We start from the raw sequence: 14,012 nt of genomic DNA on the forward strand, positions 1-14,012 counted from the left end.
ATTCAAGCGGGCCCAGTCACCGAATTCCTCAAAAAGGGCCCACCGTCAATGAAGCGTCATCCTTGGGTTGATTCCGAAAAAGAGGCGCATAGGGTTATTCAAACGGATTCGTGAGATTCTCATGCCCTACAAAGATGAATTGAAAGACAACGTCAGGTTCCGGGGCATGTTTGAGAACGTTCCGGATATCGAAGACGTGGAATACTTTCTGAATCGCTCCGAATGCCGTGTGGACAAAGTTCTTCCCACCGTTCTGAACATATTTCGCGATGAAATCGAGCATCTCGAACGAGCGATCAAGGTCAAGTCGACGAGGTTCCTCGAGAGACTTGCCGAAGTGCAGTCGACCTTCCGTCTCAGCGATGCGGAAACGCACCTTCTCTCCATGGCCGTTCTGTACAAGATATCAGAGCGGTTCGAATCGTTGTGCGACGCGGTTCCTTCCGGCCGGAGAAATTATTTCAACTGGGCCGTCAAACTGCAGAACCTCACGAACCTGAAGCGCCATGAGCTGATGAAGGCCACGTCATCCGAAAGCCTCATCCGAAAACTCGGCTTCATTGACCGCGACGGCGAGGCAAAGAACGAAATCGTCGAGTTCCTGATCGGCACGGGGAAAATCGGCCTCACGAGCAGTTACTTCAAAAAATTCGAAGGTGCCGCCATTCCTCTCGAAAAGCTGATGATCGCACCGACCGACGTGGAAGCCATCAGAACGATTCTTGCCAACCGGTCGCCAAAAACGGGGGTGAACATTCTCCTTGCCGGTCCTCCCGGAACGGGGAAAACCGAAACCGTCCACGCGCTTGCCCGGGAGCTCGGCCTGAGCTTGTATGAAGTCGCCTCGATGCCCAATACCAGGAACGATGACGGCGACACGGCCGGCGCCAACGGCATGTTCCGGATGCGCGGGCTCGTGGCCTGCCGGAACTCCATCGGAAGCTACGATGACGGGGCGATTCTCATCGATGAAGCCGACGCCCTCATCGGCAGCGGAAGGCCCGACGGACTGCTCGGTTCACTGTTCGGCACGTTCGGTTCGACCGTGGGAAAGGCGATCACCAACGACGCGCTCGATTCGGCCGTCTGCCCGCAGTTCTGGGTCGTGAACAGTCTCAATGGCATCGATCCATCGACCCGCCGCCGGTTCGATTACGCCGTCAGATATGAGAGGTCAACCCCGAAAGACCGTCTCATGATCTGGGAAACGGCCACTCGGAAATTCGGCCTGGCCCGGTATCTCTCGCGCGACGATCTGGAGCGGTTCTCTCGGGAGCACCCGGTCGATGCGGGTGGAATTACTTCCGCCCTGAAGAATGCGGCGAACCTCCCGGCGGAATACATGACGAAAAAAGAGTTCGTCAGGTATATCGAACAGCTTCTCGAGGCACAGGGTCTCTTTACTGAGAACCGGTCCGGCACCGAAGTCGTCCGGCGACGTGCGGGTGAGCAGGTCGATATTACAACGCTCAATATTGAACCGGCGGCCGACATGAAACGGATCCTCGCCGTCGCCGCGAAATGGCGTGAAGATGCCGGCGCAAACAGCCTGAACATCCTCCTCCAGGGCCCTCCCGGAACGGGAAAGACGCACTTCGCGCACCACCTGGCCGAACTGCTGGGAAAGCAACTGCACGTGAAAACCTGTTCCGAGATCCTGAGCCCCTACGTCGGCATGACGGAAAAGACGATCAGGGAAATATTCCGCCAGGCCGAGCGCGAGAACGCCGTGCTGTTCCTCGACGAGGTCGACAGCCTTCTTTCGAGCCGGGAATCGGCCGTTCGAAGCTGGGAGGTGACCCAGGTCAACGAACTGCTGTCGGCGCTCGAAACGTTCAAGGGCGTGTTTCTGGCTGCTACGAACCACGCCTCATCGCTGGATAAGGCATCGATGCGCCGATTCCACTTCCGCCTGCGATTCGGCGAGCTCGCCCCGGCAGCCGCTGAACTCTTCTACCGAAAGCTCCTTGCAGGGTTCGCCGAAGACGCGATTACGCCGACCGTCAGGAAAAGGCTCTCCAGCATGACCGGTCTCGTCCCGAGCGACTTCGCGAACGTGCGCCGCCGCATGACGCTTGTCCCCGGCATGACGGTCCCCCATGCGGAAATGATCGACGGACTCCTCGAAATGCGCAACTCCCGCTCTCCCGAACGCCGCGCGCTGATCGGCTTCACGAGCACAGATGGGGCGTGAGACCTGCAGATTCTGCCTGTATAACCGGAGGATTCGCCATGAGCATCCAGGGAATCGTTAAAAGATACGCGCTGATCATCGAAAAGGTGACGCGGTGCCGCTACCCGTCGTTGTCACAGATTCATCGGTTCCTGCATGCGCACGGTCTCGAGATAACCACGCGCACCCTCCAACGCGACATAGCCGGCATATCGCTCGAGTTCGGCATCACGGTGAAATACGACCGCCGTCATCGAGGCTACGTCCTCACCCGCGACGAAGGCGACAACCCCGAAATCCTTCTCCGTTTCCTCGCGGCTGTCAGTCACGCAAGCCACAACGGTCAGCACTGACTGGGCGTATGTTCCGGCCGAATCATAGGCTTATCGATCTACGCGACACCACGTGTCGCAGTGTGCGGATTATGATGCGCTTACGAAGGGTGCGGCCAGAATGAGCAATGAGCATGGGAGGTTTCGTCATGGATATGAATCGGAAGGTTATGGTCATTATTGGCGTCGGCGGAGCTGGGATGAACTGCCTGGGGAACATACGTGAACGGATCGCCAGCCGATAATTCCGACAAGCTCGTCGGCTGCAAGGTAATGCAAATAATAAACTATATGACCACATATTGCCAATGAAGGGCGCTTGAAAACACTGATTTATCAGAGTGAACTGGGAATATTCATTCTGCAGAAATCGTTAGGAGACTCATATGAGAGACATCAAGCGAATTGAAAGGATGTTGGCGACGATAAAAGAGAAATGGTTGTTGAATCCTGATTTGCGGCTGGGTCAGATAATCATCAATGCGGTCAGACCTGAGCATCCGTGTCCTGAAGTTTTTTATATCGAAGACACGGAGCTGGAAAAGTCTATCTCAACGATGAAATGATCGGGCAGCTAGCCATGAGATGGCTCTCCAGGGTTCTCTATTGTATATTAGTATAGATATATGATAAAGGAGACGTCTTTATGTTGCCGGAACAGATTGATGTTCTGAAAACGGTTAACACCGACGTCCTGGAAGACCCCTATTCGGTCTATGTGATTCTTCGCGCGATAGATGAGGAGGCAGCTGGTGAAGAGGTGAAGCTCCCCCCGGATGATGAGAACATCCAATGGTTGTTGTGGTGCATCAGGGGGCAGGATGAACTGCCATACGTTTTCCTGAAGGCCGAGGAATACCCGCCCGAGAAGCTCATTCCGTTCGCAAAACTCGACGAGCGAAGACAGCAGAAGATTCTCTACAGGGCCTATTATCTCTATATGCGTCTGTTCCAGTTCAAGGGGCGTAAGGAAAAGCTTCCCCTCGTTGCACTGAATCACTGCTTCCCTCTTCGTTGGCGCGCTCGCCTTTTTCGTTAAACCGCTTATTTTGGGAAAACTGTTAAATAGTATAAATGATGTATCGAATAGAGAGACTGGTGAATATTTTTACAGAGAGGTGGTCGATATGGGTGCGTATCTCGACGGGCTCAGAACTCTGGTCAGGCAAGCTGTGAAGCAGGACGGACGCGGCCCCTTCTCGCGCGCTCTCGGATACAGGAATTCGGCGAAAGGCATTCGGCGCATCGAGAAGTTTCTCGCCGGGGATGACCACGGAGTGGACTTGTTCCGGCGTCTCGCAACGGTATTCCGCCTCGACTCGAATTACGTTATCGAAAAAGCCGCTGCGGATCTCGAAGCCGACCGGAAACGCGAAATCGAGGTCATGGTCGCGAAGGCGCGAGCCGAGTTCCATCCTCACCTGTTTGTCGAGACAGAACGCACGATTCCTTCTCCGATATTTGTAGCTATCATTTCCGGAGCACCATATTGGCGGTTCATCCCCGTCAATGAGGCCGATTTGAGCCACGGCGAGGTCGGCGACCTCATTCGCTGGCATTTCAAATACAGGAAAGGCGCGATAATCACCTTCGGGAAGATCATCGGCTATCGATACCAACAGACCTACGACAACGGTATGAAGTTCGACACCGACGGGAATTTCGTTGAAAAGTTCGAGGCGCCTGCCGAATCCATACCGGCCATGAGCCTTTCCTACAAAGGCCGCGAAATCCCCTCGGGTGTCTTCCGAAACTTCACAACATGAACGAGCCTGCCCTTTGTGTTCACCGTGATTCATGAATTGATGGATTCGTCGAAAACAGGAGGCCGTATGGCATACCGGAAAAAGCTCGAGACCTGGCCGTTCGATGATGCCGCCTGGAGTCGCATCACCAAGCGTCTGAAAAAACACGCGGCCGCCAAAAAACCACCCCTGCTCGGCCCGTTCCTGGTCCATGACGGTCGAATCGTTGCCTGTCCTTCCAGCATTCGGAAAGGGGTGGGCGACTGGAAGTATCTTCTCACGCGTGACACCGTCGTCGATTGCCGCAAAATGCTTCTCAGTGAATGCCCCGAGCTCGGTAGACAGAACGTCGAGGCGCTTCCGGAAGGGTATGTACAGCTCGATCTCGAACGAAACACATTCGTAATTTCCGCGAGTCGAGAAATCCTTTCCGATCGCGCGCTCATCCGGAAAATCCGCCAGTGCTTCCGAATCCCGCGATTATCTCCAGTCGGGCTGAGGGACTACGGGAAGGAAGCATTATGCCTCACGTGCATGAAAAGCGGAAAAGGGTGGATGGGAACCGGGGTGACGGAGCGGGTCTACGATTTCCCGCTTGATTTGTTGTTCGAGGCGCTCCACACCTGCCCGTCGTATTCCAGTTTCAGAGTTGTCGGCAGAAAGGACGACCTCGTCACGGTGATGCTGTCGAAAGATCTGACGTACACCACGTGCGGCTTCCTCCGGTTCGTGGTATCCGAGCGGGAACGGGCTGACGACGTGCGCCAGATCGTCGATGCCGCCGTCAGGCAGATGAAATCCGATTCGATGAAGCTGTATGTCGGCATCGATGTCAAGCCGTTGAGGCAGGAGGACTGCATCTGCCTCGACGCGGCCTTTTTCTCGATGGAGGTGAATGCCCCGAAACTCGAACAGACGCCGGCCGAAGCCGAGATGCAGATTCTCGCGGCGATCATGGCGGAGTGGAACGGCAACGCCGAGCTTTCCGACATGGCCGTTGCTCTTTTGAAACCCGAACACTTCACCGTTCCGGCTCACCGAGGCATCTTCCGGGCTATCGCCGACTTGAAGACGAGGGAGAAGTACGTTTTCGAAATCCATGTGATCAAGGAAATGAAAAGAACGGGCCGGCTTGCCGAGGCCGGCGGTGAAGCCTTCATCTGGATGATTGTCCGGCAGTTGTCGGATCTTTTTCCGGGGGAAGCCATCAAGAAACTGATCAGGAAACTCTCGGCGTCGACGCAGACGGAATGATCCTTCAAAACATCGAAGAAAGGCGGGTGCGACCCTATGAGCATCTTTCTTCTCGAAGACAATGAATCCCGGATCCACCGGTTCGCGGAACTCGGCCTGGATATCGTCGTCCGGAACGATGCGTTCGATGCCATCGCGTATCTTCACGCGCATCGCGCGGCGATTCGGTTGCTCTCGCTCGATCATGACCTGAAGCCCCACGAGACCCCGTGCGGCAATCTCGGAATCGCCTGCGGTTGTTTCGTCGTCGACTTTTTGAACCTGATGGAGCCGTTCTGCCCGGTGATGATCCACACATCGAACGAGGTGGGCGCGCTCGTCATGAAACACCGCCTCACCGCCCGCGGCTGGAACGTCATCTGGGTGAAGTCCGAGCTCCTTTACCCCGACGACTGGATCCAGACACTTTGGAACGACCGTGCGCGGGAAGCCCTGGGCCTCAAGTAGACGGCAGGAAAGGGGAGGGGAATGAACGAGTACAAGCGCAGGCGCGATGCCTTCATCAGAAAGCATTTCCCCTTTCCCGAGAGTCTCGAACGTGCGATACGATTATCAGCTCCGGCGAGCTTCTCCACTATGCTGTGCGGTGAAGACCCTCTGTTGAAACTCCACCGGATCGATCGCCCGCAGAGAATCACGCGACTCCTGGAAACGATCGGCTATTGTCGCCATTTCAATTGGTCATATACATTCAACGATATATACGCGATAACAGACTGGTGTGCCCTTTCCTGGAAACCCGGCAGCGGCCTCTTGGTCCACTTTGAAAGTCTCAATATTCACCACGTTCACGACCCGCGACTCGATGTCGGTTGGGTCGATGAAACCCGGGAATTCCTCTTCTCGAAGCGCAAGATCATCCTGACGCATTTTTGCTGCGGCCTGCTGTTACAGCACTTCAGAGAGGAAGATATTTGTGTTCTGCTTTGGAAATGATTGTAGATCCTGCTTCATCACGAGATCTTCTATATGAAATGAAAGAACGAGGTGGCCGTATGAAGAAACATAAACGCAAGAAAAAGAAACCAAGACCGACAATTGAATCAGATGTTGAAAAGGCGGTCCGACAAGCCGTCGAAGAATTCAAGAAAAAATTCCCTGGTCTCCTCGAGGAATTGTTCGAGACGGAACGAAAAAGCAAATAAAACACATGCCGCATTCCATACAAGGAGGTCCAACCGATCATGAGACTTCGCACGGAAAAACACACGCTTCATCAAGCCGACGTCGGTGCCCATCTGCACGTTCTGCGAGCCGCGCTCCAGATCATGAACCGGTTTGGGCTGAACGTGGGTTCGGATATCTGCCGCGCATTTTACTCACTCCTCAATGCACGGCGCCGCAAGATGTTCATGCGGGATTCCCTGCACGTTCTCGAACCCTACCGGGAAAAGCTCATGGCCTCGCCGCGAACCGCTGATATCTTCAGTCCCAATCCTGACCTCGACGATTTTTTCCGCATCGTCACCACCGAATCCAGCGTCGGGCCGAAAATCCGTCTGCTTCTCATGGAACAGCTCCGTCATGCAATCGAAAACGCCGAGCGCCGCGAATCGAAACGACTGTCAAAATTTTCCCGGAAACTTGACGAAATTCGGCGCACCTTCCGGCTTTCCGAGATCGAAACCGAGATCATCGCCCTGACGGCGCTCCATGAAATCTCGCCCGCCATCGAGTGTATTCTCGACAGTATACGACCTGCTTCGCGCGGCCTGCACAATATATATCGGTATCAATACTTGATCGATGCGAGCCGGCCGGTGTTCATGAAGGCCGTTTCGACCGACGGTTCCCTGCGGCGACTGAACTTTTTCGACCGCGACGGCGACGTGCGGAGCGAAGTGGTCGAGTATCTCACCGGAAGCCGCAAACTCACACTCTCGACCTGGTATTACCAGCATTTCGACGGACCCGCCCTTCCTCTCGAGAAATTGACGATCAGCCCCCGGGACGTCGAGACCATCCGCACTCTTCTGAACAACAGGAAGCCCGGCTGCGGCATCAACATCCTCCTCGCCGGGCCGCCCGGAACCGGCAAGACCGAGACGGTTCACGCGCTGGCCCGCGAGCTCGGATTGAGCCTGTACGTCGTTGCGATGCGACCCGGTCGCAGCGATGATTCCGACGATTCCGTTCGGGTCACGGACGGCTTCCGCATCAGGGGCCTCGTCGCCTGCCGCAACTCGCGGGGCGACCAGCCCGACACGGCGATCCTGGTCGACGAGGCGGACACCCTGCTCGGCGCCGGTGGCGGCGGGATGTTCCGGGCCCTGTTCGGGGCATCCGGCTCGTCCGTCGGGAAGGCGATGATCAACGACGCGCTCGATTCGGCCGTCTGCACCCAGTTCTGGGTCGCCAACGACCTGGGCGCCATCGATCCGTCGACGAGGCGCCGGTTTGACTTCGCGATCCGGTACGAGCGCGCCACCCCGAAAGACCGCCTCTCGATCTGGGAAACAGCGGCCAGAAAGCACGGCGTTGCGCGGCTTCTGCGGCCCGAAGACCTCGAACGCTTCGCCCGCGAACGCCCCGTCAGCGCCGGCGGGATCGACGCGGCCCTCCGCAACGCCGCGAACCTGCCCCGGAAGGGCTTGAACCGCGCCGAGTTCGTCGCGTATGTCGATCACCTGCTCGAGTCCCAACTGCTGTTCACCGAAGAGGAGGGTAAGACCGAGACGGCCCAGGCCGACGTCGGCGAACCGGTCGGGATCGAGCTGATGAATATCCAGCCGGCCGACGATCTGAACCAGATTCTCACCGTCGCCGCCCGATGGCGCGAGGCCCCGACGAAGCGGGCCCTGACGATTCTCCTGCAGGGCCCCCCTGGAACCGGGAAGACCCATTTCGCCCGACGCCTCAGTTCTCTGCTCGGCATGCCCCTCCACGCGAAGACGGCCTCCGAGATTCTCAGCCCCTACGTCGGGATGACCGAGAAGACGATCCGCGAGGTGTTCCGCCAGGCAGAACGGGAGTCGGCCGTGCTGTTCCTCGACGAGGTCGACAGCCTTCTTTCGAGCCGGGAATCGGCCGTCCGGAGCTGGGAGGTGACCCAGGTGAACGAACTGCTCTCGGCGCTCGAGTCGTTCAAGGGCGTCTTCGTGGCCGCGACCAACCACGCGACCCGGCTCGACCAGGCCTCGATGCGCCGGTTCCACTTCCACCTCGAGTTCGGCGCCCTCACGCCCGCGTCGGCCGCCGTCTTCTATCGCCGCCTCCTCGCCGGCTTCGCCGGTGGCGACCCGCCGCCCGCGACGCTCGACCGCCTGAGCCGCCTGCCGGGCCTCGTGCCGAGCGATTTCGCGAACATGCACAAACGCCTCACTCTGGTGCCCGGCATGACAGCCACCCACGACGAACTCCTCGCCGGCCTCGCCAAACTCTGCGCCGCCCGCACCCCCAACCGCCACCCCGAGATCGGTTTCTCCCGAACCCCGCGATAACAGCCCGTGGTTAAAATGACAAGGGACCCCCGCCATCGCGGCCACTGAAAAGGAGTCTCACATGCGTGATCCGGCAAGAATTGAGGTAGGCTGGAAAACAGGGACACCAAAGTTCTGATAAATATACCCAGAAAAGGAAGATTTCACAGAATTTCCCGAGACATCGAAAGAGGCTAAAAAGTCGAAAGACCCGCTTATTTGGCGGGTCTTTCATACGTCCCGAGACATCCCGGGTCTTTCAGCAAGCTCCCAGAGAGGGACTCGAACCCCCGGCCCGCTGGTTAACAGCCAGCTGCTCTACCGGCTGAGCTATCTGGGAATGTGACCGTATATTACCATACTTTATTTCGGGGCGCAAGAGGGGGAACGAAAAAAAAGCTGGGCCATGACGGTCGAGAGGACGGGCAGACTTGAGACCAGGCCCAGACATCGGGGGTTGACGAGGAGCCCGGGAAAAGCCGCCGTTACGGCGTGGGGGCGTGGAGGGTGTCGAAGCGGAGACGGTCGGCCTTGAAGCGCTTCAGGATGATGGGGTCTTCGTCGGAGGCGAAGTCGGGGTGATCGCCGTCGCAGGCGGCGATGAAGCGGCAGAGGGAGAGGGCGAGGGATTCGGCGGCCGGGTCGGACGAGGTCGACAGGGCAGCCAGGTCTCGGCAGAAAAGATTGCGCATCGGGAGGGAGAACTCGCCGGCGGATTTAAAAAAGACGGTGAACCGGTATTCCATCGGGGCGAGGGCCGTGCGGGCGATCAACAGATCGACACGGTAGAACTCGTCGATCAGTTCGATGGTGCATTCGAAGGGAATCTGGGTTCCGAGGGCGCCGCCACGAACCAGAAGATTGCCGACGGTCGGATTGCGCCACTCGTCCTTCGGAATGAACGCGGAAATGCGGTACCGGTTCGCCGGGGCGCCATACTGGTCACGGTTGAAATACACCGAGGATATCGGCGCATTGATCATGTTGCGAGCCTGGAGCCAGACATCAGGGTCATCGAGAACGACGTCGCGGCTGAACACCGACGGAGAGTTCCCGGCGGCGATCGAGAACTTCTGACCCGTATATCCCTTGGCAAACGCCCAGACGCGAATGGTACCATTATCGAACGATACCGATGCTTTTGCATTCGGAATCAACTGCATGGTTGCATTCCGGATCGAGAGATCAACGATGTGCGGGCCGGCCTTGTAGGGCCGCGCGGAAACGGCCGGCGCGATCAGCAGCAGGACAATCGCGAGGACAACGAAACAGTTTCTGCGCAATGACATCATGGATCAATTATGCCCATAAATCTCCTGATTGACAAGTCCTCTGCATGGGAGAATTTGCACTGGTATCTGTTTCGTCAGGCTCAGGATGAACGGGAAAAGGCTCTGCACAAGTGTTCTGGAGTCCTGCAGAATGAAAGCCAAGCGTTCGCCCTGAGCCTGTCGAAGGGCGAATGAGGAACCATCGGCAGTGAAGGTTATTCATCGTTTTCGAGGATGCGTTCGACGACAAAGGGCCGAACCAGTTTCTCGGCGCCGGTCTTTTTGTCTTTGCGCATCCGCCCGTCCTCGATCAGGGCTTTGATCCGTATCGGGTCGATCGTTGCCGGATCGTAGAGAATGCGGGCGCGGTGCTCCGCGACGAACGCATCGAAGGAAAGGATCCCCGCATCCTGCTCGATGATCCATGAGAACGTCAGCGCGGTACCCCGGCACCGAAGCCCGGTCACGATCATGTCGACGGAAGCCGCATTCGCGGTTTTCCCGTAATTTGCGTAGGTTTTCGAGACGGTCGGCATCGGGATGTTCCACGCCGTCAGAATGCCCGCAAGCATCATCAGCGCGACGATCGCCGGAAGGAATTTCCGCGACAGGCCGAACCGCTTCCTGCAGGAAGGTTCAGAGCCTTCCGACGGGGGGGAGGGCGCGGCATACCCGAGCTTCATGGCGATCGCCCGGTGGGGGCACGCGTCGATGCAGACGGCGCAGGAGGTGCACTCGGTCGACCAGACGCGCCGAACCTCGTGAACGGGTATCTGCTGGGGGCAGGCGCGGCCGCAGTCGCCGCAGTTCGTGCACCGGTCGGGGTTGATCGTCGGTGCCACCGGCGAAGCGAGGCGAAACAACCCGAGCGTCGTTCCGAGCGGGCAGATCAGGCGGCACCAGAAGAACGGCAGGGCGAGGGCCGCGCCGCCGAGACCGATCATGAGCCATTTCGACCACCACGCGACCTCGTGCTCCTGGCCGGACATCACGACGTAATACGGGCAGAACGGCCGCAGGACCAGGTCGGCATACGACATCGTCGCCCAGAGAATGAGCAGCAGAACGGGGTACCTCGCCAGACCGAGAAACCGGCCGGCGCCCTGCCAGACGGTGTCGCGCCTGATGCCGAGAACCTTGCCGGCGCGGGCGAGAAGCTCGTGGAGAGCGCCGATCGGGCAGACCCAGGAACAGAAGGCGCGGCCGGCGATGAGCGTTCCTATCGTGACAGCTATAAATAAAATCAGGTTCAGGCCCGAGACGGCGCAGAGGAATGCGTTGTTCTTCACATAGAACGCGAGGCTTTCGATGCCGCCGCCGGGACACCAGGATTCGATCGTCGCCTTGGTGTAACCGCGCAGGTTGCGCGCAGTCAGAACAATCGCCGCGAAGACAAATAGCAATTGATAGACACGCCTGGTTTTCTGCATGGCGTCAGGTTTTTACATTCGCCACAATGCGGGGGTGGGCCGGGTTTCAAACCCGCCCTGAGGCGAACACCGCACGTATATTCTCCCGAATATCATCCGTTAAAAAATCCATTTGAACAGGTTGTAGATGTCCATGACGGCGCGTTCCCTGAAGGTGTCTCGCCAGGCTTCGAGGTCGGCGGGGGTGACCTTGCGGGCGCGGGCGAGGTCGCGGCGCAGGACGATCTCGAAGGCGCGGGCGACGCGGCGGTCTTCGAGCGAGAGCACGTCTTCAGAGTCGCAGGCGTGGCTGCGCGAGTTGACGTTGTAGGCGCCGACCGTCGCGGCCTTGCCGTCGAACCAGCTGACCTTCGAATGAAGCGTCTGGGCGCCGCGCCATTCGTAGATCTCGGCGCCGGCCTTCATCACGTCTTCGTAGTTCGCGCGGCCCGCGATGCCGGCCTGCGGGTGATTGTTGCTTTCGACGGAGTTGGTGAGAATCTTCACCTTCACGCCCCGCCGGCACGTGGCGACGATCGCGTTCTTCAGCGCCGGGGTCGGGATGAAATAAGCGCTCTCGAAGATGACTTCCCGCGTCGAGCCGTTCATATACTCGATGAACAGGTCGAGAATGTCGTCGTCGTCAGACCTCGTCGGAAACGTCTTGAGGAAACGCACGCGAACGTTCTCGAAGACAGGCGGCTCGTCGAAGTAGATCGGAAGCGGACCGGGAATGAGCTGGGCGCGGTTGGGAAGGATCGGCAGTTTCTCCTCCTTGTCCTTCACCTCGGCGATCTTCGGAGCTCCGGTTTCGGCGCGCTCGTCGATGACCAGCCGCTCCCAGTTGTTCTCGAACAGTTCACAGATTTCGTCGACGACCGGTCCGGTCACCATGACGTCGGTATCGCGCCAGCCGTATTCCTCGATTTCGCCTTTTGCGTATTCCGAGGCCATGTTCATGCCGCCGACGATCGCAACGCCCTCATCGACGATCAGCATCTTCTGGTGCGACCGATAGTTCGCTTTCAGGGTGTTTCGCAGAAGCGGGTTGTTGATCAGCACCTGGACGCCGCCGTTCTGCATCCGCCGGATGATGCCCTTGCGCCGGGGAAACGCGAACGCATCATCGACGATGACGCGCACGTCGACACCGTTCTTCACGCGTTCGATCAGCAGGTCGGCCATCTTGTTCCCGATCTCGTCGTCGTTCCAGAGCAGGGTCTGGATGCAGATATCGGACTTCGCGGCGGCGACAAGCTCGAACCGCTTCGCGAAGCTCGAACGGCCGTTCACGAGCATCGTGACCGTGTTCGCGGGAATTAGCCTCGACGCGGTCTTCTCGTCGATCGAGCCTTTCTCGAACGTGTCGGCGACGACGGTATCATACTCGTCGAGCAGTTTGCGAAGCCGGACGCCCTCGATGCGCCGGCCGGCGTTCGCGACGAGCCATTTCGTCCAGCGGGCGCCCTTCACGGGAAACGCGAGCCAGGAGGTCTTCGCCGTCGCCTGCCAGGCGGCGATCGTGGCAATCCGCTTCGTTTCGAAGGTTTTCCGCTGGGTTTCGATCTTCGATTCGAGGGTGTACTGCTTCATTCGTGCGAGGGCCTGGCGGCGGATCTCCGGGGTGCGGGTCGACGCGGCAAGGTCGGCCAGCGGCTTTTTCGCGGCTTCGGCGGAGCCGGTGCTCTCCATCAGGAGTTCGGCGAGTTCCCAGGTGGCGTCGACTTTCAGTTGGGGCTCGAACACGCCGGAAATGAACTTCTTCAGCTGCTCGACGAGCCCCGTCGGATTCGATTTCCGTTCGGGCCCGTACATCTTCACCAGCAGGTTCTCGAACGCCTGCCGCTCGGCCGTCAGCCGCCTCGGCGCCGATGCGGAGACGGTATCCGTCTGATCGACGGCATCGGCATCCTGAGTGGTTTCGAGAGCGGGTTCGGGCTCGATAACCGATGGAAGGGGGGATGACGTCGTCGTGACCGAACCGCCACGGACGGCTTTTTCATACGCGGCCTGCGCCGTCTTCAGTTCCGCAGCAAGCCTTTCGATGCGGTCCTGGGATGCTTTCTGACGAACAGCTTCGGTGTATTCGGCGTAGATCGCGACGTACCGCGCATGGGCTGCGACCAGGTCATTCTCGGCGGCAACGGACATGGAGGGCGCATACAGGGTGCCCATCGTGAAGAGGCCGGCCGCGAGCAGAAGACCGAGGCCCGTCCGGGATCTGTTTCGATCGAAGAAGCCAGTCGTCACGGGAACACCTCCGTTTGCGTTTCAGGGCAAAACACGCAGTGAAAACATCTCAATATGACGATTATACGGATGGTACAGAATTCCGCAAATCGAGACAACCAAACTCAGCAATTCTCAGTGAGCGGTCTGGTACGGTTTTCCGAAGGGTTTTCGTCGGGA

General features: G+C 58.3%; 12 protein-coding genes and 1 tRNA gene. 8 read left to right on the top strand and 5 right to left on the bottom strand.

The genetic code is table 11. The annotated features are described in order from the left end of the window. Positions 1-121: 121 nt before the first annotated feature. From PLU72_19765 to PLU72_19780, 4 genes are all read left to right on the top strand, one after another. Entirely contained in the window at positions 122-2,194 is a 2,073-nt protein-coding gene (locus tag PLU72_19765) for an AAA family ATPase (GenBank protein HOT30421.1), read from the top strand. Between the two features lie 38 nt (positions 2,195-2,232). Further along, a complete protein-coding gene (locus PLU72_19770) occupies positions 2,233-2,526 on the top strand; it encodes a hypothetical protein (protein HOT30422.1) in 294 nt (97 codons plus the stop codon). A gap of 365 nt (positions 2,527-2,891) precedes the next feature. Continuing rightward, entirely contained in the window at positions 2,892-3,071 is a 180-nt protein-coding gene (locus PLU72_19775) for a hypothetical protein (protein ID HOT30423.1), read from the top strand. Positions 3,072-3,151: 80 nt separating this feature from the next. Further along, on the top strand, positions 3,152-3,544 hold the full coding sequence (locus tag PLU72_19780; protein ID HOT30424.1) for a hypothetical protein: 393 nt from the start codon (positions 3,152-3,154) through the stop codon (positions 3,542-3,544). 22 nt (positions 3,545-3,566) lie between these two features. Here PLU72_19780 and PLU72_19785 read toward each other — a convergent pair whose 3' ends face one another. Continuing rightward, positions 3,567-4,304: a hypothetical protein gene (locus PLU72_19785; protein HOT30425.1), complete on the bottom strand. Its 738-nt coding sequence runs from the start codon at positions 4,302-4,304 to the stop codon at positions 3,567-3,569. Between the two features lie 33 nt (positions 4,305-4,337). Between PLU72_19785 and PLU72_19790 the strand changes: the two genes are divergently transcribed. The 4 genes from PLU72_19790 (at position 4,338) to PLU72_19805 (ending at position 8,944) form a co-directional block, all read left to right on the top strand. Continuing rightward, entirely contained in the window at positions 4,338-5,504 is a 1,167-nt protein-coding gene (locus tag PLU72_19790) for a DnaB-like helicase N-terminal domain-containing protein (GenBank protein ID HOT30426.1), read from the top strand. A gap of 36 nt (positions 5,505-5,540) precedes the next feature. Beyond that, entirely contained in the window at positions 5,541-5,951 is a 411-nt protein-coding gene (locus tag PLU72_19795; GenBank protein ID HOT30427.1) for a hypothetical protein, read from the top strand. Positions 5,952-5,972: 21 nt separating this feature from the next. Beyond that, positions 5,973-6,440 carry a hypothetical protein gene (locus PLU72_19800; protein ID HOT30428.1) on the top strand — a complete coding sequence of 156 codons (468 nt, stop codon included), beginning with the start codon at positions 5,973-5,975 and terminating at the stop codon, positions 6,438-6,440. Positions 6,441-6,688: 248 nt separating this feature from the next. After that, a complete protein-coding gene (locus tag PLU72_19805; GenBank protein HOT30429.1) occupies positions 6,689-8,944 on the top strand; it encodes an AAA family ATPase in 2,256 nt (751 codons plus the stop codon). A 246-nt stretch (positions 8,945-9,190) separates the two neighbouring features. On the opposite strand, the gene PLU72_19810 is transcribed toward PLU72_19805, so the two are convergent. The 4 genes from PLU72_19810 to PLU72_19825 form a co-directional block, all read right to left on the bottom strand. Continuing rightward, positions 9,191-9,263, bottom strand: a tRNA-Asn gene (locus PLU72_19810). Between the two features lie 145 nt (positions 9,264-9,408). Continuing rightward, complete coding sequence (locus PLU72_19815; protein HOT30430.1) at positions 9,409-10,215, bottom strand: hypothetical protein; 807 nt, start codon at positions 10,213-10,215, stop codon at positions 9,409-9,411. Positions 10,216-10,409: 194 nt separating this feature from the next. Beyond that, the gene (locus PLU72_19820; protein ID HOT30431.1) at positions 10,410-11,624 is read right to left on the bottom strand and encodes a 4Fe-4S binding protein; all 1,215 of its coding nucleotides are present in this window, start codon (positions 11,622-11,624) and stop codon (positions 10,410-10,412) included. Between the two features lie 99 nt (positions 11,625-11,723). Further along, on the bottom strand, positions 11,724-13,853 hold the full coding sequence (locus PLU72_19825) for a phosphatidylserine/phosphatidylglycerophosphate/cardiolipin synthase family protein (GenBank protein ID HOT30432.1): 2,130 nt from the start codon (positions 13,851-13,853) through the stop codon (positions 11,724-11,726). Positions 13,854-14,012: the final 159 nt, after the last annotated feature.

This window comes from Candidatus Ozemobacteraceae bacterium (assembly GCA_035373905.1).
Taxonomy (GTDB): domain Bacteria; phylum Muiribacteriota; class Ozemobacteria; order Ozemobacterales; family Ozemobacteraceae; genus MWAR01.